This window comes from Providencia rustigianii, from assembly GCF_900637755.1.
GTDB lineage: Bacteria > Pseudomonadota > Gammaproteobacteria > Enterobacterales > Enterobacteriaceae > Providencia > Providencia rustigianii.
Map to the genome: position 1 here is coordinate 3,112,703 of NZ_LR134396.1, position 25,795 is coordinate 3,138,497.

General features: G+C 44.1%; 26 protein-coding genes and 1 pseudogene. 4 read left to right on the plus strand and 23 right to left on the minus strand.

Annotated elements, in window-relative coordinates:
- Positions 1 to 277 precede the first annotated feature (277 nt).
- From rpsU to rpoD, 3 genes are all read left to right on the plus strand, one after another.
- Positions 278 to 493 carry a 30S ribosomal protein S21 gene (gene rpsU / locus EL244_RS14250; protein ID WP_001144069.1) on the plus strand — a complete coding sequence of 72 codons (216 nt, stop codon included), beginning with the start codon at positions 278 to 280 and terminating at the stop codon, positions 491 to 493.
- A 117-nt stretch (positions 494 to 610) separates the two neighbouring features.
- On the plus strand, positions 611 to 2,356 hold the full coding sequence (dnaG, locus tag EL244_RS14255; protein ID WP_126461745.1) for a DNA primase: 1,746 nt from the start codon (positions 611 to 613) through the stop codon (positions 2,354 to 2,356).
- 181 nt (positions 2,357 to 2,537) lie between these two features.
- The gene (rpoD, locus tag EL244_RS14260) at positions 2,538 to 4,388 is read left to right on the plus strand and encodes an RNA polymerase sigma factor RpoD (protein WP_006814132.1); all 1,851 of its coding nucleotides are present in this window, start codon (positions 2,538 to 2,540) and stop codon (positions 4,386 to 4,388) included.
- Between the two features lie 49 nt (positions 4,389 to 4,437).
- Here rpoD and EL244_RS14265 read toward each other — a convergent pair whose 3' ends face one another.
- From EL244_RS14265 to EL244_RS14275, 4 genes are all read right to left on the minus strand, one after another.
- Positions 4,438 to 5,433 (minus strand): MFS transporter, encoded by a 996-nt coding sequence (locus tag EL244_RS14265; RefSeq protein ID WP_232004551.1) that lies wholly within the window; start codon positions 5,431 to 5,433, stop codon positions 4,438 to 4,440.
- Complete coding sequence (locus tag EL244_RS18085) at positions 5,370 to 5,906, minus strand: MFS transporter (protein ID WP_232004552.1); 537 nt, start codon at positions 5,904 to 5,906, stop codon at positions 5,370 to 5,372. Before EL244_RS18085 ends, EL244_RS14265 begins: the two co-directional genes overlap by 64 nt.
- 163 nt (positions 5,907 to 6,069) lie before the next feature.
- Entirely contained in the window at positions 6,070 to 6,465 is a 396-nt protein-coding gene (locus EL244_RS14270; protein ID WP_112837337.1) for a hypothetical protein, read from the minus strand.
- 1 nt (position 6,466) lies between these two features.
- Complete coding sequence (locus EL244_RS14275; protein WP_126461748.1) at positions 6,467 to 7,798, minus strand: MFS transporter; 1,332 nt, start codon at positions 7,796 to 7,798, stop codon at positions 6,467 to 6,469.
- 98 nt (positions 7,799 to 7,896) lie between these two features.
- Between EL244_RS14275 and EL244_RS14280 the strand changes: the two genes are divergently transcribed.
- Entirely contained in the window at positions 7,897 to 8,793 is an 897-nt protein-coding gene (locus tag EL244_RS14280) for a LysR family transcriptional regulator (protein WP_126461751.1), read from the plus strand.
- A 7-nt stretch (positions 8,794 to 8,800) separates the two neighbouring features.
- Here EL244_RS14280 and EL244_RS14285 read toward each other — a convergent pair whose 3' ends face one another.
- From EL244_RS14285 to hybO, 19 genes and pseudogenes are all read right to left on the minus strand, one after another.
- Positions 8,801 to 9,523 carry a hypothetical protein gene (locus tag EL244_RS14285; protein WP_126461754.1) on the minus strand — a complete coding sequence of 241 codons (723 nt, stop codon included), beginning with the start codon at positions 9,521 to 9,523 and terminating at the stop codon, positions 8,801 to 8,803.
- Positions 9,511 to 10,200: a hypothetical protein gene (locus EL244_RS14290; protein ID WP_126461758.1), complete on the minus strand. Its 690-nt coding sequence runs from the start codon at positions 10,198 to 10,200 to the stop codon at positions 9,511 to 9,513. Before EL244_RS14290 ends, EL244_RS14285 begins: the two co-directional genes overlap by 13 nt.
- Positions 10,197 to 10,796, minus strand: coding sequence for a hypothetical protein (locus EL244_RS14295; protein ID WP_126461761.1), 600 nt, complete (start codon positions 10,794 to 10,796; stop codon positions 10,197 to 10,199). The genes EL244_RS14290 and EL244_RS14295 overlap by 4 nt, the downstream gene beginning before the upstream one ends.
- Before the next feature lie 106 nt (positions 10,797 to 10,902).
- On the minus strand, positions 10,903 to 11,490 hold the full coding sequence (locus EL244_RS14300; protein ID WP_126461764.1) for an ATP-binding cassette domain-containing protein: 588 nt from the start codon (positions 11,488 to 11,490) through the stop codon (positions 10,903 to 10,905).
- A 4-nt stretch (positions 11,491 to 11,494) separates the two neighbouring features.
- The gene (locus tag EL244_RS14305) at positions 11,495 to 12,280 is read right to left on the minus strand and encodes an ATP-binding cassette domain-containing protein (protein WP_006814140.1); all 786 of its coding nucleotides are present in this window, start codon (positions 12,278 to 12,280) and stop codon (positions 11,495 to 11,497) included.
- Positions 12,274 to 13,085: pseudogene (locus EL244_RS14310) on the minus strand (ABC transporter permease). Before EL244_RS14310 ends, EL244_RS14305 begins: the two are co-directional and overlap by 7 nt.
- A complete protein-coding gene (locus EL244_RS14315) occupies positions 13,082 to 14,050 on the minus strand; it encodes an ABC transporter permease (protein WP_126461767.1) in 969 nt (322 codons plus the stop codon). Before EL244_RS14315 ends, EL244_RS14310 begins: the two are co-directional and overlap by 4 nt.
- Complete coding sequence (locus EL244_RS14320) at positions 14,050 to 15,606, minus strand: ABC transporter substrate-binding protein (RefSeq protein ID WP_409277672.1); 1,557 nt, start codon at positions 15,604 to 15,606, stop codon at positions 14,050 to 14,052. Before EL244_RS14320 ends, EL244_RS14315 begins: the two co-directional genes overlap by 1 nt.
- Before the next feature lie 69 nt (positions 15,607 to 15,675).
- Positions 15,676 to 16,701: a hydrogenase expression/formation protein HypE gene (hypE, locus tag EL244_RS14325; RefSeq protein ID WP_006814144.1), complete on the minus strand. Its 1,026-nt coding sequence runs from the start codon at positions 16,699 to 16,701 to the stop codon at positions 15,676 to 15,678.
- Position 16,702: 1 nt separating this feature from the next.
- The gene (gene hypD / locus EL244_RS14330; RefSeq protein ID WP_126461773.1) at positions 16,703 to 17,815 is read right to left on the minus strand and encodes a hydrogenase formation protein HypD; all 1,113 of its coding nucleotides are present in this window, start codon (positions 17,813 to 17,815) and stop codon (positions 16,703 to 16,705) included.
- Positions 17,799 to 18,095, minus strand: a complete 297-nt coding sequence (gene hybG / locus EL244_RS14335; protein WP_126461776.1) for a hydrogenase maturation factor HybG — start codon at positions 18,093 to 18,095, stop codon at positions 17,799 to 17,801. Before hybG ends, hypD begins: the two co-directional genes overlap by 17 nt.
- Positions 18,086 to 19,177, minus strand: coding sequence for a hydrogenase nickel incorporation protein HypB (hypB, locus tag EL244_RS14340; protein WP_126461779.1), 1,092 nt, complete (start codon positions 19,175 to 19,177; stop codon positions 18,086 to 18,088). Before hypB ends, hybG begins: the two co-directional genes overlap by 10 nt.
- Before the next feature lie 127 nt (positions 19,178 to 19,304).
- Positions 19,305 to 19,646, minus strand: coding sequence for a hydrogenase maturation nickel metallochaperone HypA (gene hypA, locus EL244_RS14345; RefSeq protein WP_006814149.1), 342 nt, complete (start codon positions 19,644 to 19,646; stop codon positions 19,305 to 19,307).
- Positions 19,646 to 20,131 (minus strand): hydrogenase-2 assembly chaperone, encoded by a 486-nt coding sequence (gene hybE, locus EL244_RS14350; RefSeq protein ID WP_039854946.1) that lies wholly within the window; start codon positions 20,129 to 20,131, stop codon positions 19,646 to 19,648. Before hybE ends, hypA begins: the two co-directional genes overlap by 1 nt.
- A gap of 7 nt (positions 20,132 to 20,138) precedes the next feature.
- The gene (locus EL244_RS14355; RefSeq protein WP_006814151.1) at positions 20,139 to 20,633 is read right to left on the minus strand and encodes a HyaD/HybD family hydrogenase maturation endopeptidase; all 495 of its coding nucleotides are present in this window, start codon (positions 20,631 to 20,633) and stop codon (positions 20,139 to 20,141) included.
- Positions 20,633 to 22,336, minus strand: coding sequence for a hydrogenase 2 large subunit (gene hybC, locus EL244_RS14360; RefSeq protein WP_006814152.1), 1,704 nt, complete (start codon positions 22,334 to 22,336; stop codon positions 20,633 to 20,635). The genes EL244_RS14355 and hybC overlap by 1 nt, the downstream gene beginning before the upstream one ends.
- On the minus strand, positions 22,333 to 23,520 hold the full coding sequence (gene hybB, locus EL244_RS14365) for a Ni/Fe-hydrogenase cytochrome b subunit (protein ID WP_112837344.1): 1,188 nt from the start codon (positions 23,518 to 23,520) through the stop codon (positions 22,333 to 22,335). The genes hybC and hybB overlap by 4 nt, the downstream gene beginning before the upstream one ends.
- Entirely contained in the window at positions 23,507 to 24,556 is a 1,050-nt protein-coding gene (gene hybA / locus EL244_RS14370; protein WP_006814154.1) for a hydrogenase 2 operon protein HybA, read from the minus strand. Before hybA ends, hybB begins: the two co-directional genes overlap by 14 nt.
- Before the next feature lie 2 nt (positions 24,557 to 24,558).
- Positions 24,559 to 25,677, minus strand: a complete 1,119-nt coding sequence (gene hybO, locus EL244_RS14375; protein WP_006814155.1) for a hydrogenase 2 small subunit — start codon at positions 25,675 to 25,677, stop codon at positions 24,559 to 24,561.
- Positions 25,678 to 25,795 lie beyond the last annotated feature (118 nt).

A 25,795-nucleotide genomic window follows, 5' to 3' on the forward strand; every position in this document is an offset into this window, starting at 1 on the left:
ACTGACAATTAATGACAGCAAAAGGCTGACTTTCTCGGTTGTATAGTCTATAATCAGAGTCCTGTAATAAAAATTTCGTGTGGCTAATTCTCATTATTATCTGGTTTTGCTGGCTTTATTTATGAAGTTAGTAACAAAACAGATAATCTTGCGTGATTCAATTTTATACGGCACTTTACAAACCCGTACTCATTGAAGTAAAATTCCGCACCATTTTAAATGATGGCTGGTGAACCAAAACCAGCGACAAACCGATTTCTATTGAGGTGAGAGGCACATGCCGGTAATTAAAGTACGTGAAAACGAGCCATTCGACGTTGCACTGCGTCGTTTCAAACGTTCCTGTGAAAAAGCAGGAGTTTTAGCTGAAGTTCGTCGTCGTGAATTCTATGAAAAACCAACGACTGAACGTAAACGCGCTAAAGCATCTGCTGTAAAACGTCACGCTAAAAAACTTGCTCGTGAAAACGCACGCCGTACTCGTCTGTATTAATTGATTGCGATCTTAATCGCAACCAACACAGACAGTACTAGTAAGCAGTTAAAGGCCGTGCTTTCCTAAAGGAAGCGCGGCTTATTATCGTTCATCAACAGGCGAAAAAAGAGGCTTATGGCTGGACGAATTCCGCGTTCATTTATCAATGATTTATTAGCAAGAACCGACATCATTGATTTAGTCGATGCAAAAGTCCCGTTAAAAAAACAGGGTAAAAACCATCACGCTTGCTGTCCTTTTCATAACGAAAAAACACCTTCATTTACGGTGAATGGTGACCGACAGTTTTATTATTGTTTTGGTTGTGGTGCCCATGGTAACGCCATCGATTTTTTGATGAATTACGACAAACTCGATTTTGTTGAAGCAATAGAAGAGCTGTCTGCACTACACGGTCTTGATGTTCCTTACGAAAAAGGAACTGGAACAAGCCAAATTGAACTCCATCAACGTCAAAATCTCTACCAATTGATGGAAAAGATTAATCAGTTTTACTGCGCTGCCTTAAATCATTCATCGGCAAATAAAGCCAAGGATTATTTAAGCCAACGTGGTTTAAGCCCGGAAATTATTGCTCATTTTTCTATTGGTTTCGCCCCAGCAGGTTGGGATAACCTCTTAAAGAAATTTGCGGTAAACCCAGAAAACCGTCAGCAACTTGATGAAGCGGGCATGCTGGTGACCAACGATAATGGGCGCGTTTATGATCGCTTTAGAGATCGCGTCATGTTCCCTATCCGGGATCGCCGAGGTCGCGTTATTGCATTTGGTGGACGAGTATTAGGCGATGGTGTCCCTAAATACTTAAACTCCCCAGAAACCGATATATTTCATAAGGGTCGCCAACTTTTTGGTCTTTATGAAGCGACACAAAATAGTAGTGAGCTGGCAAAATTACTTGTTGTTGAAGGCTATATGGACGTTGTAGCACTCGCACAGTATGACATCCGCTATGCGGTTGCATCACTTGGCACCTCTACAACTGCAGAGCATATTCAGTTGCTCTATCGTTCAACAGATACGGTGATTTGCTGTTATGACGGAGATAGAGCAGGAAGAGAAGCCGCATGGCGTGCTCTCGAAAATGCCCTTCCCTATCTCACCGATGGCCGCCAAATTCGTTTTATGTTTTTGCCTGATGGCGAAGATCCAGATTCATTGGTACGCAAAGAAGGAAAAGACGCTTTTGAGCAACGCATGGAAAATGCGCTAAGTCTTTCCACATTTTTATTTGACTCTTTAGTCCCACAGGTGGACTTAAAAACCCAAGAGGGTCGAGCAAAAATTAGTAAACTTGCTATCCCATTGATAAAGCAGATACCGGGTGAAACTCTGCGCCTGTATATGGCCCAAGAATTAGGAAATTTTATTGGTATACCGGATATTTCTCAGGTTCTTGCTATGATTGATAGAGAGAACACCGAGCAAATTAATTATCAGGCACCAAAGCTAAAACCGACAACAATGCGTATCCTTATCGCCTTGTTGGTACAGAATCCGAATTTTTCGGAGTTCGTTCCCTCGTTAGAGGGAATTGCCCACATCCAGATGCCGGGGCTTTCTCTATTTCAGGAATTGGTTGAAGTTTGCCGTTCCACCCCCGGAATGACCACAGGGCAGCTGCTAGAGCGTTATCGCGATAATAAATTTGCGAAACAGCTTGAAAAACTAGCAACGTGGAACGATATAGAAATAGAGGAAATAGCGGAAAATACCTTTATAGATGCTCTAAATCATCTATTTAATAGCGCCCTCGATGAGCGTTTCGACTATCTAATAGCGAAAGAACGAACACAAAGGCTGACACCTGAAGAGCGCGAGGAAGTCCGTCTAATCACTCTTTCACGAGTGAAAACATAAAGCATCCAAAATAGTACATAAAACGGCTTAAGTGCCGCAAATAACAAGGCAATTGCCTGTAAAATGCTACGAAACATAAAGGGCGTAGCACAGAGAAAAATGTCCCTTTGAATGTTCTTGTTGGCCGTTAGTTTCGCCGACCGACACCAATTTAAATACTCAGAAGTGTGGATACCGTCTTATGGAGCAAAACCCGCAGTCACAGCTTAAGCTACTCGTCACCAAGGGTAAAGAGCAAGGTTATTTAACCTATGCTGAGGTAAACGACCATCTGCCGGAAGATATCGTCGATTCAGATCAGATCGAAGATATCATCCAGATGATTAATGACATGGGCATCCAGGTCATGGAAGAAGCACCTGATGCCGATGATTTAATTTTGGCTGAAAATACTTCCGACACCGATGAAGATGCGGCAGAAGCTGCTGCACAAGTACTGTCCAGTGTTGAAAGTGAAATCGGCCGTACTACCGACCCTGTGCGCATGTATATGCGTGAAATGGGGACTGTCGAGCTTCTCACCCGTGAAGGTGAAATCGACATTGCTAAACGTATCGAAGATGGTATTAATCAGGTTCAGTGCTCTGTTGCTGAATACCCTGAGGCTATCACCTACCTGTTAGAGCAGTATGACCGCGTTGAAGCGGGCGAAAGCCGTTTATCTGACTTAATTACCGGATTCGTTGACCCGAATGCGGAAGAAGATTTAGCCCCAACAGCAACCCACGTTGGATCTGAACTTCCACAAGAAGAGTTAAATAACGACGAAGAAGAAGAGGAAGATGAAGACAGCGAAGACAGCGATACCGATGACGATAACAGCATCGATCCTGAATTAGCTCGTCAAAAATTCTCCGATCTTCGTGAACAGTATGAAAAAACGCGTTCACATATCAAACAATATGGGCGTAGCGACGCGAAAACTGTTGCAGCAATTAATCAATTGTCTGACGTTTTCAAAGAGTTCCGTTTAGTACCAAAACAGTTTGACTATCTGGTCAACAACATGCGTGAAATGATGGAGCGCGTTCGTCAACAAGAACGTACCATTATGAAGCTGTGTGTTGAGCAGTGCAAAATGCCTAAGAAAAACTTCATCACCTTATTCGGTGGTAATGAAACCAGCGAGACTTGGTTAACCGCAGCAAAAGCGATGAACAAGCCATGGTCTGAAAAACTGCTGGATGTTGAAGAAGACGTTTTACGTTGCCTGCAAAGACTGCGTCAAATTGAAGAAGAAACTGGCCTGACCATTGAACAGGTTAAAGATATCAACCGTCGTATGTCTATCGGTGAAGCGAAAGCTCGTCGTGCGAAGAAAGAGATGGTTGAAGCAAACTTACGTCTGGTTATCTCTATCGCGAAGAAATATACCAACCGTGGTTTACAGTTCCTCGACTTGATTCAAGAAGGTAACATCGGCTTGATGAAAGCGGTTGATAAGTTTGAATACCGCCGTGGTTATAAGTTCTCAACTTATGCAACTTGGTGGATCCGTCAGGCTATTACCCGTTCTATCGCCGACCAAGCACGTACAATTCGTATTCCGGTTCACATGATCGAAACGATCAACAAACTGAACCGTATCTCTCGTCAAATGCTGCAAGAGATGGGTCGTGAACCATCGCCAGAAGAACTGGCAGAACGCATGCTGATGCCGGAAGATAAAATTCGTAAAGTATTGAAGATTGCCAAAGAGCCAATCTCAATGGAAACGCCAATTGGTGACGATGAAGATTCACATTTAGGTGACTTTATTGAAGATACCACATTAGAGCTGCCATTAGATTCTGCAACTTCAGAAAGCTTACGTTCAGCAACTCATGAAGTGCTGGCTGGCTTAACTGCTCGTGAAGCGAAAGTTCTGCGTATGCGTTTCGGTATCGACATGAACACTGACCACACCTTAGAGGAAGTGGGTAAACAGTTTGATGTAACCCGTGAACGTATCCGTCAGATTGAAGCGAAAGCGCTGCGTAAATTACGCCACCCAAGTCGCTCAGAAGTTCTGCGTAGCTTCCTTGACGAATAATGCATTAAAATAAATAAAACACCTGCAAATGCAGGTGTTTTTTTATCCGCTACTTTCCCCTGACAATCTGGCTTGTTTTCATCATCAACGCGAGACAAAGCATAATTGATATCGCTCCCCCCAGCATCGCCAAATTAAAACCAGAAACAAATGCGGATTGTGTCGCTTGTTCGATAAAATGAGATGATGCCGCCACAGATCCTTTAATCAACCCGTCAACTTCTCCCTCTGATAACAGCCTACTTATTTGCGGGTCTTCCATTAATTGGTCAATAGCCCGATGGGTCATTAATGTTCCTAGCAAAGCGATCCCCAGAGTCATTCCCGTTTGCCTCAAAGCATTCATCACCGCAGAAGCTATCCCTGAATACGCTTTTTCAACACTCGCCATCACCAATGCACCAATTGCTGGTGTTGCCATACCCATTCCAGCACCAAGAATAAATAAGATAGCGGCAATTGGTAAATATTCGGTATCTGAATTAACGCGCGTCAGTAGCATCGATGCCGTCGCGATCAATAAAAATCCGATGACCATAATATTGCGCACACTTAACGTACGTGAAAGCCGTCCAAAGCTAAAGGAAAACAGCGCCATGGCAATAAATTCGGGTGCCATGCGTAGCCCTGCCTCAAAGGCTCCCCACCCTTGCCCTTTTTGCAAAAACAGCGCAATAAAAAACACGTTGCTATACGTGGCAAATCCCAAGGCAAAAGAGGCTAAATTGTATTGCAAGAAATAGGGATTTTGCTTGAAGAGAAAAATAGGCAACAAAGGGCGTGGGACGTTTAATTCCACAATCACAAAACCGAGCGCGGCAATACCGCCAATCATCAATCCAGCTATTGTGGGTAAACTCGTCCAGCCCATATCCCCCGCTTCTATCAATCCATAAGTGAGCCCTGCCAGCGCAACGACGCTAAGTAGCTGACCAAGAGGATCTAACGCCGCCTTATCCGGATCAGCACTTTCTTTGATCCCTAACCCCCAAGTAATAACGTTAATAGCCCAATGGGAAGATTGATCATAAAAATAAAGCTCCACTCGAAGGTATCGACTAAGAAGCCCCCTAAAATAGGTCCGATAATCAAAGAGAGAGCGCTGACTGCCGACCAAATGCCGATCACTTTAATCCTTTCGATATCATTACTAAAAGCTTGTGTAATGATGGATAGCGCCCCAGGAATCAATGCTGCGGCAGCAATACCTTGGATCACCCTGCCAAATAACAGCATTTGCGCACTCAGCGAAAAAGCGCAAATCAGCGATCCCACCGTGAAGATCACGATTCCCGTTAACCAAACTTTCTTGCGTCCATAGCGATCACTGATTGGGCCAACCGATAGGATCAATGCTGATAAACAGAGTGCGTAAGAATCAATGATCCACTGCAACATCGACAGATTAGCATTCAGCTCCTGACCTATCGCCGGTAGTGCAACATTAACAATGCTGATGTCGAGCGTTGCCATAAAAGTGCCGAGGCACACCGCTACGATCAAAAAAATTCGCTTCATTCTCTTTAACCTTATTGTCGATCTTTACTGCATGTTAAATCACGACCGACCGACGGTCAATAAAAATGAGAATAGAAATCATTTATAATTATTCTTATTGATATTGTTATAGAACCAAATATAAAAAACGGTCTATTGACCGTTTGCATGTTTCACTAAGTAACTATTTAACTGGAGTTTCATGAAGATATTGCCAATAACATTTTCCAGCTTCAATTTTTAGACCTACGGTTGAAGTGCGTAAGGTTCTCAGCCCCTCGACCGTTTGGTATTCTTGGTAGCGTAGCCAATATTGGTTATCTGCACACTCAAATAACGGCTCAATATTTTGAACCGTAATATCCAGCGAAGGCTTAGCACCAACATTATGACTAAATAATTCAGTCACTTGCTCCAAGCCAATACAAGCGCCTTGAATAGTCACCATTTTAAAATCTTTATCAAAGCTGGCTAATAGTGGCTGAAGGCTCTTCCCCTGATGACGCCCTGTAAATACATCCTCAATAAGCACATGAACATCAATGATGCTCTGTACGGCTAAAGCCATTTGCTGATCCATCTTATTTTCCTTTAATCACTGAAATTAACGATAACAGCCCCAGAAGTGCTGCAATAAAAAAAGTATATTGATAACGAACTAGATCGCTTGAAGAGGTCATCAAGTTAAAAATTGAAATTAATACCACGGTCCCCACACTGAATGCCACCTGTCGATTAATATTCCACAGCACGCTACCTTGTAATAAATCGCGATCTTTAAAATCAATCAGTGCACTAATTTGCGCCGTATTTGCGCTCATTCCACCGCCCATTCCCATTAATAAATAGGCAATAACCAGTAATCCTAGTTGGCTTTGGTTATCAATCCAGAATAGAGAAAATATCCCTAAACTGTGTAGCGTAATCCCCACAATAAATAAACTACGCTTGCCAAGACGATGATAAAAATGGCCACCGGATATCATGGAAAATAATGCCCCCGCAGCGTACAGCAACATAAATAACCCGGTCTGTTGAGCATTAAAGCCAATATTGGTTTGTAGGTTAAATATATTAAGTAAGTTAACCCCCGTAAAAATTCCCGGTACAGCGTAATAGACAATAAATCCATTACGTAAATTGTAATTTTTGAGTAGCTGCAAATTTAAAATAGGCGCTCGGCATTTTTTGGCATACCGTAAATATATCGCCAATAGCAATGCTGAAGCCCCAAAACTCAATAGTGCCAATATAAGATTTTGATAATCGTTATACAGGGAAAAAGACATTAATAAGCCCAGTAGACTAAGGCTAACTAATAGTAGACCGAAAATATCCGGTTTTTCACGAGCCTGTTTTTCACCATTTTTTACCCATCCCCAGGCTAATAATGCCGCTAAGAGAGAAAATGGAATATTGGCAAAAAATACCCAACGCCATGAGAAAGAATCAATGATCATGCCGCCAATCGCTGGGGAAAATGCAGGGGCAATCAGCGCTACCGTCATAATCATGGTCGATATTTTTTGGCGTTCTTGATTAGGAAATAAGCTAAAAACTAACGCTTGCCCTACTGGGATTAATAGCCCACCAGAAACCCCTTGAATAAAGCGCCAAAAAATTAAGCTATAAATAGAATCACTGATACCACACATTCCCACTGCAAGGGTAAATAGCAGCATGGAATAAGCGAGTAGCTTGCGCTCGCCGAGCCGCCCTGAAAGCCATAAGCTAATTGGCATAATCAGCACCAACCCTAAAATATAGGCATTCGCGACCCAAGCCACCATCGATTGGCTGGTTGAAAAATGCGTTGCGATATTGGGTAACGCAATGGCGGACATAAAAATATTAATACAATCAATGAAGAAACCGAGAAGAAATACTGTAGCAATTTGATAACGATAGGACATAACTACCTCCGGTCGCAAAGAGTAAGGCTGAGGGCTTTCTTTGTCGATGCAAGGGAAGTAAAATCATTGTTTAATACAATCAAACAATCGAGCTAATTATGCAAAAAAATCTCAAGCAAATTACCAGTTTTCTTCAGGTGGTCGATTCAGGATCTTTCACGAAAGCTGCTGAAATTTTGGGATTAAGCCGCTCGATGGTGAGTATTGATATTAAGCAATTGGAACAGCGCCTGAACGTCAGTTTATTGACGCGAAATACCCGCAATATTGCCCTCACAGAAGTGGGAAAACATTTCTACGATGACTTTAAACGCATTCAGTTGCAAATTGAGGAGGCATTTGAAAAGAGCCAAAATCTAGGATTGAATATCACAGGAACATTGCGTTTTTCTTCAACTAATGAATTTGGTCAGCGTTATATTTTGCCTTTATTACCTGAATTTTGTCGCCTATACCCCAAGCTACGTCTGCAATATACCTTCAATTCTTCTCTCGATGATTTGATCTCAGAAAAATTAGATATTGCTATTCGCTTAGGTAATTTGAAGAGTTCGTCATTAAAAGTACGTAAGCTGGGAGAATATGCCATTCATTTGGTAGCAACACCGCAATTTGCTCGCCAATACCCTATTGAACACATCAGCGATTTGGCCGAGATTCCGTGGATCACTCATTCATTATTAAATTGGCAGGATACCGAATATTTTTTGCAAAATAATTCCGGTGAAAAATTCGAATTACCGCTGATCAATAGCCAATATTCATCCAATTCAGCGGAGATTATCCATCAAATGGCTTTAGCTTCTTTAGGCGTTGCGATTTGCCCAGATTGGTTGGTAGAAGAAGATATTAAACATAACCGATTAATTCGTTTATTACCTGAGTTCAGTCTTCCAAAAAGAAACATTCAATTGCTTTACCCTAATACCAGTAACCTCCCCGCTAAAACACGGGCATTTATTGAGTTTTTGGTGGGTAATATTTCAGTAAAGTAATCCCTATTTAAAATAAAATTAAATTATCTATATTAATATTACTCGATAATTTATTATTTTTATTCCATGTAAACATAAATAGAGTCAAATCATCTTTAATCAGAAGTGAATGCCCAGCTAAAATTAATTGCTGTTGCTCATGAGAACATTCAGCCCAGAAACCATCGGTAGCAATGACTATATTCCCCTCGAATAACTCAATCTCATCCAGAAAATCCAATATCAAATCTCTTTGTAAATTAAAATTTCTAGTAACAATTTTTCTTTTTTCATCTTTAAGCATTTGGATATTAAAAAATCCCCCTAGTGGATTTGCTCCTGTATGAACATTTGTAACCCAATGAATAGGAGCATTTCCATTATATATTCCCAGCCTGACATCCCCTGCATGAAAACAAAAAAAAGATTGTTCAAGTTTACCAAATATTAAAATACTCGCTTTACCAATCTGATACTGTTTTTTCGTTTTTTCAAACGCTAATTGAATACAAAAATGAATAATTTCATCACTATATTCGGTTAAGGAATCTACTGTATTTGAAAGTATTTTAGAGAAAAAAACTGCCATTTCAGGCTGGGCTGGTGATGAAGTTGATATATCAAAAGCAATAATAAGGGTTATTTTTTCTCTGAGAATAAGCGCAAAAACATCTTTATTACACGCTCTATCCTGACCAATAACAGAATAAAATTCCCATGAAAAATCATTATCCTGTATTAATTTATGCATGCATTTAACCTATCATAGATAATATCTTCTCGCCGACGATCACCTTGAGTCGCACTCTGTACAACCATTTCAAAATCATATTCATTGATTATTTTTAATAATTTTTTTGAAATATATGTTTTTAACTCAATATCAGCGTGTGCAATATCATCTACAATACTTTCTCTTCCATCAAAGAGATTCAAAATATCTTCAATATCATGGCTACTCAGTAAGTCGCCATTTCCTCTACCAAGATAAGCTTCTAATTTAGTTGCAATAAAATACTCAGGGCGAATAAGTTTGATGATAATGCCACTTTCTATTGTGTAATCTAATGCTGTTTCTGCGGCTCTCTTATACCAAGAATTACTAAATCCTAATGCTTGCTCATCTATTGGCATAAAATCGACTTTTAATTCCCCCAATAACATTCGGCATATCACATCATCGGTTGGGTCTTCTTTGAATCCTTTACATCTCAGCTGCTCTTGCAACTTAGCAAATTTTGCATATCCAGTAATATTAACGATTAAATCGACATCATCAGTATATCGAACCTGCTCGCGAGTAAATTCATCTGTTACAAATAATCCCGTTGTACACCCACCGACAAATATAACTTGCTGTAGTAGCTCATTTCCTAATGCTTTAGCTACCGTTAAAAGCATCTCTTTCTGTAAATTAATTGTATTCACTTAACTCCCTCAAAAATAACTTTTAGCTTTTCTAAAGCTAAGTTATGTTCCCTTGGTCGACCAATTCTGATGGCGTCAACTAATGCTAACATCGCGTATAAGCGATTATCGTTTTGTATAGCTTGAAATATATTAGGGTGAAGTGGTGTAATCATCACTCCCTTAGTTTTTCCTCTAGGATCTGGCCATACAGGAGGAATTTCTCCTGATGACATTAGCTCCCCTTTTAATACAGGGGCGGCAATAGAGGTTGCGATTCCCCTAGATAAAATACCTTCTTTTGCTGGAAATACATATTTAATACCATATGCAATAAACTCTAATAGCCCTTTTATATTCACTTTTGGAATACCTAGGGTTCGATCTGGTTTTGCCAACCCTACTTCGTACATACGATTTAAGCTTAAACTCACTTGTGACTTACTAATCCCTGTGTATAGTTCAAGATTTCTAACCGTAAAATGGCTCTGGATATCATTTTCCCAGTCAATCCTACTCCCATGTAAATTGATAATCTCACTATCAGTATTACGATCATTCATCTCAATATACATAGACATAATTTTGAGAAGAAGCAAAATATCTTGGCTTTTCATCTTTCCTCCAATTTATCGTCCCGCATCCTAGGACTAAGGACAATTATCATAGCAAAAAAATTTATGTCAAGGAGGGAAGCTTTACGGGTATAACACAAATAAAATTTTAAACGTTTAAAACAGAGTCACACACTTTTTCCAGCAGTGCTTTGTTATGACTAAAAATAATCATAGCGAGGGGACGTTGTTGAGAGAGGCGGATCAAATGTTGCCAAACCTCTTTTTGCAAATGAGCATCGAGCTGGGCGGTGATTTCATCCGCGATCAGCACTTTTGTTCGAGGATCTAACGCTCTTAATAACGCAATGCGGGCAAGCTCTCCACCGGAAAGCTCGCTAGGGCGGCGAGTTAACCATTCAGATTTAATAGAGAGCATCTCCAAATATTCAGCACCAGGCTCCCACGCATCACGGACACTAGCACCCACCGTACGATAAGGATTAAAACTCTTTTCAGGGTGTTGAGGAACTAACTGAATGGGGCAATATCCATGACGCGGGAGTGGTTTACCATTAAACAAAATTTTCCCTTCGGTGGGCAATTGCCATTGACCGAGCACACGTCCAAGCGTGGTTTTCCCAAATCCACTGGGTGCAGAAATACCTAAACGTTCATTATCAGCGAGTGATAAGCAAAGGTCGTCCCACAATACGCGCCCCGCTTGCTCGATACGCAAATTTTGAACCTCTAGCATCCTATTATCTCCACTCATCCATCATCATAAACTGGTGCTCAGGCAACGCATTCCAGAGGGATTGGATCCACTTTCCTCCGCCACCTTGTTTAAGCTTTTGGCTACTGAGTACTTCTTCCAAAGTCCCATTACGCAACAGTGCAACTCGGTCAGCAAACCGTACCGCCATGGACAAATCGTGAGTCACCCACAGTACGCCCCGCCCATCACGGCATAAGGATTTGATATTTTCGAGTAACTGCAAAGCATGCTCATCATCCAACCACGAGGAAATTTCATCTGCTAAAATATATTCCGCACGGGATAGCGTGGCGCTGCTTGCCAGTACCCTTTTTGCCATGCCCCCAGAAAGTTGGCTGGGGTAGCTATTCACCAAACTGGACTGTAAGTTGTATTCCTGTAAATGCCGAGCCACATCATGCATTTTAAGATGCTGACCACTCAATACTGCGGCACGTTCTAGCTGAGGGCCAATCTGGATAAGTGGGTTTAAGGCGCTCACCCCTTGAGGCACATAGCACAAAGAATTGCCTCGATGCTGGGGCTTAGTTTTCTCCGTCAGCGCTTGACCATTTAGCTCAATACTTCCTTGGCAGCGCATATTCTCCGGCAGCAATCCGAGAGCGCTTTGTAGCAATAAACTTTTGCCTTCACCGCTTCCACCAATCAGTGCAACCATTTCACCCGGTTGCACATCCAGAGAAATATCTTGCAGTAGCGGAGACCAACTTTTCTTACCGAGCCAACGATATTGCGCGACGTCGATCGTCAAATTATCAAACCTCAGCATGTTGCTCCCCTTAGCCACAATTGTTGGGTGGATTTTGCAAACTGATCAAATAACAGAACCAGCCCCATCAGAGCAAGCCCCGGAAATACCACCATCCACCATGCACCGGTGCTTAAATAGCGTAAGGCCTCAGAGAGCAAGATACCTAACGAAGGCTCGTGTGGCGCTAATCCAAATCCCAAAAAACTGAGTGCGGCACTGTGTAAAACAGAGTGAGGAAACATTAATAACGTTCCGACCATCCATTGTGGCAACAGCATCGGTAAATAGTGATAGCGCAGGCGCTGGAAGGCACTGTTACCGATACGGCGAGATAACATAATATAATCGGCTTGCTGAACTCTCAGTAATTCAGAGCGTAGGATTAATGTAAGCTTAGGCCAGTGCGTTAACGCAACCGCCCAAATTACGCCCATCTTCCCCCCCCCAGCGTGAAACAAATCAAAACTAATAGCAGCAAATGCGGCAATGCGAGCAGCGAATCAATCACCCCGCGCACCATATAATCCATACTTTTACTAAGAGAAGATAATCCAGCCATAATCAAGGCAATCGCCCCGCTAGTCACGGCGGCGGTTAAACCAATTTGTAGACTGGTTGCCAATCCTTGAAACGTGCGGTCAAACAAATCACGACCCAGATTATCAGTACCAAATAGGTGCGCTAGCGAAGGCGCTTGTCGCCTATCCATCAAGTTCATTTCAACATCGGCGGATAGCAACCAAAAAGCATACACACCGAGCAGCGTTAAGCAGGTCAGTGAGATAATTAATTTTATTAAGGCGCGGTTCGGATTATAGGTCATGCTCCTCTCATTACTCCCTTATTTACCTTTCTGAGCAGCAGATCCGCAATGGTGTTACTGAAGAAAATCAGTACCGCACACAACATCACAATCCCCATAAGTAACGGAACATCCCCGCGTAGCCCAGCATCAATAGTCGCCTGCCCTAACCCTGGATAAGCGAACACTTTTTCTGCCAATAATGCCCCACTCAATAACTCCCCAACGGAAGCAAACTGCAAGCAGATGGCTGGAGTAATAGCATGCTTTAGAACGTGAAACCGCATCATTGACCAGCCTTGATCCCCCTGCGCTTTCGCATAATGGATAAATTCGCTGTTCATCACTTCCACGACTTTAGAACGCGTGTGCAGTGCAATGGTGCCGACACCCAGCATTCCCAGCGCAATAACTGGAAGAACTAAATGATGGAGTTTTTGTGAGAAAGTGGCGGTTTGCTCATCTAGGCCAATCGGCCATGCACAGCAGATAGGCGCCCATTTTAAAGACACCGCAAATAGGGATAGCAACAATAGCCCAATCCAGAACACCGGAATGGAGGCAAGAAGGTAGCAAAAAGCAGAGATAATTTTGTCAGGCCAGCGATTAAGGTAGCGCCCAGCAACTAACCCAAGTCCAAAACCCATGACCCCAGAAAAGATCCACGCGCTGCCCAGTAATGCCAGCGAGGGAACTAAACGGTCGGAAATCACTTGCAGAACTGGGGTATTGTATAGCATCGAATACCCCAAATCCCCCTGAATCATTTGCGAGAACCAGCGCCAAAACTGCATCCATAGCGGCTGATCAAGCCCCCAGCGCGCCGCAATCAGCGGATACTGCTCTGGGGGAACATGCATCAGGTCATTACCAATATAGGCTTTAATCGGATCAATTGGCGAGTAACTTAGTAGGATAAAAATCCCCACTGCCGTTACGGTTAGCAGACAAATAAATCGCAATAAAAGCCCAAGAGTGCTACGCATTACTTACACGTCCACTTCCATTCGTCGACATTATTAAGCACTGACCAAGAACCGTGAATTTCTGGCGCACTCTTACCTAAATCAACACACTGGTTAGAGAGATAGACATGCTGAACATTCATTAGCCAAGCCCATGCCGCATCACCTTTGATGCCAACACCCACTTTGCCGTTCCAATCCACTTGTTGCCATAATGGAATTGCCGCATCTTGGTCTGGCTGACGTAACGCTTCTTCGATAATTTCATCAACAGCAGGATTTTTATAGTAACCCGCATTGTAAAAACCGACACCCGCCGCTTTACTGCTGTAGTTGTGGACTAATTCCATTGGGTCAAGGCTTCCCCAACCAAATAGGGTTGGATTCGCATGCATATGTAACTCAACGGTTTCCCAGCTACCTGATTTTAAATCCATTTCAATACCAAGAGGTTTCAGGCTTGAACGAATCGCTTGTGCTAAGTCACGGCGAGTCGTGTCACCGCTGGCGTACCATAACGTCAACTTAGCCACTTTACCGTCTTTCTCTCTTAAACCGTCTTTATTCAATTTCCAACCAGCTTCTTCCAGAATGGCTTTCGCTTTCTCTAGGTCACCATCTTTAAATGCAGACTCAGGATTATTCCACGGAAGCCCAGCAACCCCAGTGTAAGCAGGAACTGCAAAGCCTTCTAATACAGATTCTGCCAATAATTTACGGTCTAACGCGTAGTTAATCGCTTTGCGGATAGCCACATCGGAGGTGATATCGTTACCAATCGGATTACCTTGCGCATCTTTTTCACCCGCTGGTGGAATCGGGAATGAAATCCCACGGTTTTCCACGCTGTAGCGCTCAATCAGCTTCATGTTTTTCACATCCCCTGCATGGCTTGCCACTGCAGGTGGAATTCGAACGACTTCAAGTTGAGCACTTTGCGCTGCGGCAAAAGCGGCATCTTCATCAAGGAACACAAACACCATTTTGCCATAGTCATTTTTTGGACCGGCGTAGTAAGGGTTTTGTTCTACAATCAGTTGTTGGCCCGGTTGAAATGCCACCAAACGGTATGGTCCTGCACCAATCGGATTATGGGCATAGGTTTTCGCGTCATATTTATCGGCAGAAACAATCCCTAAAGAGCCCAGCACATTGATAAAGGTACTTTGTGGGGAAGATAAGGTAATTTTAACGGTTTGCGGGTTAATTTCTTCGGCTTTGGCAAAGTTACCCATATCCACTTTACCGCCACTGGCTGCGGCATTGTTGTAGCTAAATACCACATCTTTTGCCGTTAATGGGGAGCCATCCGAAAATTTCAGCCCTTTTTTCAGGGTTAGCGTCCACTCTTTACCATCATCATTATGTTTATAGCTTTCCAGCATATAACTGTGCCAAGAGAGGTCGGCTTTTTGCTTCAACAATGGGCTGTGCAGGAGTAAATAACTTCCGTGACTCCAACCCAACATTGGGTCAAAACCTTCAGTGGGTTCTGCACCAATGGCAAGTCGTAGTGTATGTGAAGATGAAGCCGGTTCCGCCGCTTGTGCTTGGAGCGTTAAGCCCATTAAGCACATAGCAACTGCTAATTTTTTAATCATATCACCCTCTAATCCGTGGTTTTTATTTTCAAAAATTGCCAATCACTAACAAATTCTTGGTAGTGGCTCGCTGTGAGGTAAGTCTAATAATCTTGATGCGCCAAAAATACCCACCAATTTGACCTGTTTATGTTCAGTCACCGTACCGATGGTTGCTGCATTTTCACCTAATGGATGTTGACGTAATGCCGCCAAAACTTGTTGCTCAACGTCAGGTTTCACCACAATCACCAATTTGCCTTCATTAGCGAAATTCAGTGGCTCTAAACCGAGTAATTCACAGACGCCACGTACGGCAGAAGAAACGGGTAAATCCCCTTCATTGATCGAAATCCCGCAGCCGCTTGCTTGTGCAAACTCATGCAAAATGGCATTAACCCCACCGCGAGTGGCATCACGCAATGCACGCACACCGTCAATGTTACGCAGAGGTTCAATCAGTGGCGTTAAGACCGCACAATCGCTGCTAAGCTGGCCTTCCAGCCCCATCTGCTCACGCAGATTTAAGATTGTCGCGCCGTGATCACCCAATGTTCCGCTGACGATCACTTTATCACCTGCTTGAATTTGTTGAGCACCCCAATGAATATCTGTTGGGATCACACCGATCCCCGCCGTATTGATAAAGATTTTATCTGCGGCGCCGCGCTGCACGACTTTGGTATCCCCAGTAACAATTTGTACCCCTGCCGCTTTGGCCGTGGCCGCCATCGATTCGACAATCGTGGTTAATTCAGCAAGAGAAAATCCCTCTTCAAGGATAAACCCACAAGACAAATATTTAGGCACAGCACCGCTGACGGCAACATCATTCACCGTGCCACAGACTGCTAATTTACCAATATTGCCGCCGGGAAAGAAAATCGGATCAATCACATAGCTATCGGTACTGAAAGCTAGACGATCCCCTAACGCGGTGAGTTCCGCTAAAGATAGGCGGGCTTGGTCTTCACGTTCATCCAGCGCTTGGTTAGCAAAAGCCTGCAAAAACAGCTGTTCAATTAGCTGCTGCATCGCCTGCCCGCCACTACCATGAGCCATGGTGACGACATCGTTATGATTCATGCTCATTTTACGCCTCCCGACGATACTGATAATACGCGGCGCAAGCTCCTTCGGAGGAGACCATCAATGCACCAAATGCCGTTTGTGGTGTACAACGTTGACCAAATAATGGGCACTCATTCGGCTTACAACGACCGGTTAATACATCCCCACAACGGGCTTGAGGATCATCAGAAACCTGATGCGGCTGAACATGGAAACGCAGTTCAGCATCAAACGATTGGTAATCCAATGTCAGTTGAACACCGGAACCCGCTATTTCACCTAATCCACGCCATTCGCTCGTGGCTTTCAACTCAAACACATCGTCCAGCGCTTTCAGAGCCAGCAAGTTACCTTTGTCTGCGACAATACGTTTATATTGGTTTTCCACTTCACAGCGTCCATCTGCAATTTGATCCACCAGCATGGCGAGCGCTTGCAAAATATCCAGTGGCTCAAACCCAGTCACCACCAACGGTTTATGGAATTCTTGTGTAATAAATTGGTAGGGATGAGCGCCAATCACCATACTGACATGACCCGGCGCAAGGAAACCATCAATGCGTACATCAGGTTGTTCCAGCAGGCTACGCAGCGTAGGAATAATGGTGATATGTTGGCAAAATATACTGAAGTTTTTCACCTGACGCAGACGGGCTTGTTGCAAGGTAAGCGCCGTGCTCGGCATGGTGGTTTCGAAACCCAAGGCAAAAAATACCACTTCGCGGTCGGGATTTTGCTGAGCAAGGTTTAACGCATCCAGTGGCGAATAGACGATCCGCACATCCGCACCACGGCGTTTGGCATCTAATAAAGAACCATTTTTACCCGGCACGCGCATGGCATCGCCATAAGTGCAGAAGATCACTTCAGGGCGTTCAGCAATTTCAATACAGCCGTCAATTCGCCCCATTGGCAAGACACAGACCGGGCAACCCGGTCCATGGACAAACTCAATTTCAGGGGGAAGCAGCTGGTCAATGCCAAACTTAAAAATCGCGTGGGTATGTCCCCCACACACTTCCATTAATTGCAATGGGCGCTGCTTCGCTTGAGGAATTTGGGCTACCCGTTTACGGATATGCTCCAACAAAACTTTCGCTAAAGCAGGGTCGCGAAACTCATCGACATACTGCATCTGTTGCTCCCGAATTCAACCCACTAAAATCCCCCACTTCATGGTCTAATTGGCTCATAGCCATTAGCGCATCAAGGGTGGCTTGAGCCTCTTCTTCGTTAATGATACTCATCGCGAAGCCAACGTGTACCAAGACCCATTGACCTAATAGTTCCGCGGTGTCACCCTCGCAAATCAGCCCAATATTGACGTCGCGTTTTACACCACAAACGTCGACTTGAGCCAGTTGGTGAATATCTTCACCGACCGCGACAATTTTTCCGGGAATTCCTAAGCACATAACTGGGTCTCCAGCCACGCTAACCAAGCATCCATTCCCTCGCCACTTGTCGCGGAGACTTTGATCACTTGAATATTTGGATTAACGCGTTTGGCATTGGCAATACACTCTTCAACATCGAAATGTAGATAAGGCAGTAAGTCAATTTTGTTGAGGATCATAATATCTGACGCCGCAAACATGTGCGGGTATTTCAAGGGTTTGTCTTCACCTTCAGTCACAGACAATACCGCAACTTTATGACGTTCGCCGAGGTCAAAGCTTGCTGGACAAACGAGGTTACCCACGTTTTCAATAAACAGTAAGCTGTTGTCGTCCAAACCTAAACGGTCTACAGCATCATGAACCATTTGTGCATCTAAATGGCAGCCTTTACCGGTATTCACTTGAATCGCAGGTACACCCGTTTCACGAATACGCTGAGCGTCGTTGGTGGTTTGCTGATCCCCTTCAATCACGGCGCAGTTCAGTTTGTCGCGCAGACGTAACAAGGTTTCAGTCAATAAGGTGGTTTTGCCTGAGCCGGGGCTAGAAACTAGGTTCAATGCCAGAATATTTTTTGCCGCAAAATCTTCACGGTTATGTTCGGCTAGATGGTTGTTTTTATCGAGAACATCCATCTCAATTTGTAGCATGCGTTTTTGGCTAATGCCTGGGGCATGGGTGCCCGCTTCACCGTGACCATAATCAAGGTCGTGGTGCTCACCCGCAGGTTCAAAAGTCGTTTCAACCTCACCATGAAGATGCTGATGTTCGTGTTTATGTTTATGCTTATGTTTTTCTACTTTAACGCCGCTCGTTGCAGCTTCAGCTTGGTAGTAATGGTTAACATCACCTTGGTGATAATAGTGATGATGAATAATTACTGTTTTACCACTTTGTTGAGGAGCATGCTCATGGTCGTGATGGTGGTCATGATCGTGATGATGGTCGTGATCATGACTATGACCATGATGATCATGATCGTGATGATGATCATGAGAATGAGGATGCTGATGGTCATGTCCATGGTGATGCTCATGATTATGGTCATCACCTTCAATTCTGCGCTCTCCCGATGCACAGCCACAAGTACTACACATGGTATTACTCCTTAGTCGAGTGTTATCACGTCAGCTTAGTTCAAGCCCCAAAAAAAAGGTTGATTCACCGCAAGGTCAATCAACAAATTTCACGCTAAATCACACAAAAGGTTACTAGATCAAAATTCTACTCAATTTCAAGTTCTTTGATTCGAAGGCTATCCCCGTTTTCAACTTTCAGGTTGAAACCGTGACATTTTGGGCAAGGAGTCTCGTGGGTATGGATTTCAACACTTTCACTACAATCCCAACACCAAGCTTGAGCAGGACGATACACAATATGTAATTGGCTACCGTGTGCCACGGTGTCGCGGCACGCGATATCAAAACAAAAACGTAGCGCACTCTCTTCTACGCAAGAGAGCGCACCAATTTCTAACCAAACTCCCGTCACTTTATTCACGTTATGCTGCCGCGCCTGCTGCTCAATAATGTCAACGGCACTTTGGCACAAAGAGACTTCATGCATTATTTATCTCCCAAGTAACGGGCAAACACGGCTCTACGCTCTGGTGATTTCGGTACATTTGGATCTGTCACTGGCAAGGATAGCAACATCCGAGCACAGTCATCCGCCAGATGCACACCTTGTTCCGCCGTCAGTTTTCTGTCTAACGGCGACATCAATGAGCATGCTAAATACTGAGTTAACCCTTCAAGTTCCCCTACCGTGTAGGTCATTTCGCCATACGGTAGGATCAACCCAAGTTTTTCGCCAACCGTACGATGCTCCCAATACTGATCGGGTCCCGGCAGAATAATGGCACTCAGCATCCATGGGGTGATAACCACCCCAACCCACTGATTTTCAAACACGCTAAACGGACTGGCATAAATGCCCATCGTTGGGTGCAAGAAAGATAAATCATGCATCGACTGTTCAGAAACCCGTTCAAACGCAGCCTGAACTAACGGCTGCGGATTGTTTGAGTAACCTTGAATATCACTAGGCATAGTTTCATCAGGCATGGAGACTCTCTTCTTTTTCGATAATCTCTAACCCCTCACTACGTAATACTTCAATGACTTTTTGCAGTGCGGGTTCTAATGCGGCTTTACCTGTTTCTGTTAAACCAATACGTGGCTCCAAAGATTCAGGCACAATACCGACCAACGTTAAGCGCTTAGGGAATTCATCGGTAAGATGCAATGCGGACAACACGTCAGATAGCCCTAACTGATGAGGCGAAATTTTACGCGTAAACAGCGCAGGAACTTCCTCATCCCGTAACACCAAAATGTTACCAGGTTGCTGGCTCGACAAGACCACATCTGCAATAATCAAATGATCGCGATCCGCCATGGCGCCAATCAGCTCCATGCCTGCGGTTCCCCCATCCAATACTTCGACACATTCTGGCAAGTGATAACGTTGTTCGAGTGCCTCGACAATGCGGACACCGATCCCTTCATCACTGAGCAAAATGTTGCCTACACCTAAGACTAAAATTCGCATTAAAGCACCTTCACCTTAGTCACTTCGGAGCCTTCCGTATCAACGATATGCACCGCACAGGACATACATGGGTCAAATGAGTGGATAGTACGCACCACTTCCAATGGTTTAGATGGATCAGCCACTGGCGTTCCCACCAATGCTTGTTCGTAAGGACCCGGTTCGTCATTGAAGTTACGTGGGCCTGAGTTCCATGTTGATGGCACTACTGCTTGATAGTTTTCAATTTTGCCATCTTTAACCACGACCCAGTGGGATAACAGACCGCGAGGAACTTCACCAAAACCGACCCCTTTGATTGCCACATCTTGCGGGAAGTTTGGTTTGATAAAGGTGGTGTGGTCACCTTTCGCAATGTTATCCACCAGCGCTTGCCATTGGATGGATAAGGTTTCATTCAACACGCAGCAACGTACTGAACGACCAATAATACGGCCAAAGGTAGACTCTAATTGGTTTTTGGTAATTGTGTTGCCGGTTAGGGCTTGGTACAGACCCACAATTTGGTTGAAGTGTTTTTCTGTCGGCTCATGTTTTGCCGCCAGTTTACACAGCAAATCAGCTAATGGACCCACTTCCACAGTTTTGTCGTAGAAGGTTGGCGCTTTAACCCACGAATATTTACCGTCATCATCCCAGCCAGTGTAGTCAGGAATTGTGGTTCCTTCCCATGGGGCTTGTGGCTCATTATCTTTGTACCACGCGTGTTTACTGCTCTCTTTGATACCATTGATCAGGTATTCGTCAGTGTGGCTAGTAATTGGACGATAAGTACTGAAATCTGCATTTTCCAGATAACCACCCGGCAGTAAGAAGCTGCCATTTTTGTTATCCATTGGCATTTCTGGAACGCACATATAATGTTGCGCACCTTTACCAACTTCTAGCCATTCTGGGTAACCTGCGGCAATCACCGCAGCGTCAACTTTATAAACTTGCTCGATAAAGTCACCTAAGCGGTCAATAAAGGATTTCACATACATTAAGCGCTCAAGGTTCAACACGCCCAGACCGTCTAGATTGATTGGGTTTGCTACCCCACCCACCGCTAAGTTTTGAATATGTGGCGTTTTACCACCCAGCAGTGCCACGATACGGTTAGCATCACGTTGGCATTCTAGCGCTTGCAGGTAGTGAGCAACCGCAATCAGGTTCACTTCTGGCGATAATTTCATCGCTGGGTGACCCCAATAGCCGTTGGCAAAAATACCCAACTGCCCACTAGCAACTAAATCTTTAATTTTGTTCTGAACGCGAGTGAACTCTTCTGGGCTATTTAAAGACCATGTCGAAACGCCTTTTAGCATGTCTGCGGCTTTGGTTGGATCCGCTTGCAATGCCGAGGTGATATCAACCCAGTCCAGTGCTGACAACTGATAAAAGTGCACAATATGGTCTTGGATAGTATGCGCAGCCAAAATCATGTTACGGATGTATTGCGCATTGACTGGCACTTCAAGATTTAAAGCACTTTCAATGGTGCGCACGGAAATAATGCCGTGCACCGTGGTACATACCCCACAAATACGCTGCATGATCATCCATGCATCGCGAGCATCTTTTCCTTTTACAATCTCTTCCATACCGCGCCACATGGTGCCGGATGCCCAAGCTTTTGTGACTTTTCCATCTTCGATTTCACAATCAATGCGTAAGTGACCTTCGATACGAGTTACCGGGTCAATTGTTATACGTTGGCTCATGCTTTACCTCGGGCCTGAGAAGGACTCAAATTAGATTTTTTTAGTGCTGGAATAATTGGCAGTAAGCGGATCAGTAAGATGTAAGCACACACTTCGATCGCGACGAAACCAATTGAAATTAGTATCTCTTCAGTGGTTGGGAAGTAGTCATACCCACCACCTGGATTGAATGCGATTAGCGAGTAGTTCATACGCCACAGCGCCGCACCAATCAGCATGCTTAGACCGCTGAAATATAACCATCTTGAATCCATACGTAATGATGGTTTACGGAAAATCACTAATGGGATGACCATTAACGCCGTTTCGATCCAGAACATGATGGCGTAGAAATCAAAGCCCATCACGTAATGCATCTTGCCGCGATAAATCAGCTCACCAAAGCGACAAACCAAGAACAGCACTAAGAAGACTTGGAGAATATTGGTTATCTTGATAAACAGGGGTCGCTCATCAGCCCCTTGCCCTTTTAACGCTGCTTGCAGTAATGAGCCTTCAAATATGACAATGGAGAAGCCCATAATAAATGCGGTCAATAGCGATAAGAGCGGCAACATTTCATAGCTTTGCCAAATCGGATGGACTTTATAACCTGCGGCAATCATTAATGAACCCATTGATGATTGGTGCATCATTGGCAGTAATGCCCCTAACGCAATGATAAAGAACATCACTTTATTCAAGCGTTTTAAGGAAACTTTCCAACCAAATTTTTCACAAATTGCAGGGGCAAATTCCAATGCCATCACACCGATGTAGATAGTCATACAGACGGCAGTTTCAAACAGTACGGAGTTGGTATTGAAGTAGCCTGGAATATAGAAATATGGCAGGTTCCAGTAACGACCAACGTCGATGGTGATAGATAAGCCACCGAGGGAATAACCAAATAAGCTGGCGAGTAACGCGGGGCGTACTAGCGGATGGTATTCACCACGATTAAATACATAAACCGCCCATGCCAATGCCCAACCACCACAGGCAAAACCTGTACCAATTAGCAAGTCAAAGGCAATCCAGATACCCCATGGATAGCCGCCGTTCAAGTCAGAAACTGACCCCAATCCAAACACTAAACGTTTAACAATCAGAATCAGGCACAGGAAGACGAATGGGCCAAAGACAATCACTGGCCAACTGACTAAACGCCCGCCTAGCGGCTGTTCTTTATCATGCGTCGCCATTAGAGTCGTCTCCTTTGTTGTCATGAGATTTACCATCATGAGGTTTGCCATCATGAGATTGGTCGTCATGGGAATCATGATGATCCTGTTTCTTGGTGTTGCGATACACTAAGAAACTTAACCCCGCCAATGCGGCTAAAGGCAGAACCATACCTTTGTACAGTGTGTGCTGAACGTTTTCAGAACGCGCACCTGTTGCTAACTCATCCAGTTCAGGTAAGCCAAGGTTTTGGTACGGTACACCAGAGAGCACCATGACCTGCGTTCCACCGGCTTCTAATTCACCATAAACATGTTGCTGATATTTTGGCGCTGGCATGACGTTCGGGTCGTTGTGGTGTAGCGTTTGGCGAGGGAATCCATACTCTTCACCCACTTTCAGTGATAAACGTTTTTTGGCTTCCGCCAGAAGCTCTTCGCGAGTACCAAAAATAACTGCCCCCGTAGGACAAACTTCAACACAACCCGGTAAACCGCCTTTATCCAGACGTTCAACACCTTTCTGGTTACACAGTTCACATTTATGGATCGCACCAAATTTGTCATCGTATGCATATTTAGGGATGTTAAATGGACAACCCACCATGCAGTAACGGCAACCCGTACAGATATCGGGATCGTAATGCACAATCCCCGTTTTCGGGTCTTTAGTCAGCGCAGAAACTGGGCAAACAGAAACACAGTTCGGGTCAACGCAATGCATACACTGTTTTTTAATGTAGGCGTAACCGTCTTTTTCCTGATCTTTATGTAAGCCAGTACCGTCACTCCAGACTTGAATGATGTTATTGGTGTATGGCGTTAACTTATCGTTGTTTGACCATGTTTGTGGCCCCACAGGATTACGCTCAGGATGGTTGATATCCTGACATTTGGTTACGCACGCCTGACAACCTACACATAACGTTGAGTCGTAGAGCATTCCAAGTGAATTCGGAATTGGCGGTCTGTTTTCCGCTCCCGCCAAGCTAGGTGTTGAAGTGCTGGCTAACAGCGCTCCCCCAGCTGAGAGCTTAAGAAAATTTCGTCTATCCACGGTTATTCTCCCCGTGAGTCGTTATCATTTTGACGTTTTTGACGTCCCAACTCACGTACCGCCATCACACTGACACCTGCAACCAGACCAACCACACCACCGATTAGACCGACTGCTGTTGCAGAAACTTGACCACCTTCTTTGTTATTCAAATCCGGTTTTTCTGAGCGTGGCGTTTGGTTTTCAACGTTTGCAAGTTGGTGTATCGCTTTATGGAAGCCGACATTTTCTTCGTTACAGCCATAGCATGGGTGACCAATCGCCACAGGCCAAACTCCGCCCACATCACAGAATTGCAAGGTTGAACAGTTACCGTAAGTTTCAGGACCTTTGCATCCTAAATGGTATAAACACCAACCTTCACGGTGACCAGCATCGCCAAACTCTTTTGCGAAGCGTCCCGCATCAAAATGTGGTCGACGTTCACAATGTTCATGAATTAATCGACCGTACGCGAACATTGGACGGTTTTTGCTATCCAATGCTGGTGGGCGATTAAAAGTAATAATATGTGCGACTGTCGCTAAAAAATTGTGTGGGTTAGGTGGGCAGCCAGGAATATTAATAATGGTTTTATCTTTGATGACTTCACTCAGACCCACTGCACCTGTTGGGTTACTTCCCGCTGCGGCAACACCGCCCCAAGAAGCACAAGAACCGATAGCAATAATCGCCGCTGCATGCTCTGCCGCCATACGAATATGCTCAACAATAGGTTTCCCCGCCACCATGCAATAGATCCCATCGTCTTTCAGTGGAATCGAGCCATCAACCACTAAAACATATCGACCTTTGTATCTTTCAATCGCATTGTGTTTATTTTCTTCAACTTGTTCACCAAATGCGGCTGACAGTACTTCGTGATATTCGAGAGAAATGGTATCGAGAATTAAGTTTTCGAGCGTCGGGTGAGTTGCACACAACAAAGATTCTGTACAACCCGTACACTCTTGCGCACCAATCCAAATGACCGGTGGGCGTTCTGGATCACTGACCGCATCTGCCATTTGAGCAGCGGCTTTTCCACTTAACCCCATTGTCGCAGCGAGTGCTGTACATAACTTCATAAAGTCACGGCGATTAATGCCATGGGGAGAAATAATAGAGTTATCTCCTGCCATTTCTATTTCCTATTATGAGTGGCTTAAAGCCTATTTATTAGGCTATTTTTCTTTACGATTTTGTATTCAAAAAATACATAAATCCCTCCGCACATTTAAAATATGCTTCAGTTTTGAT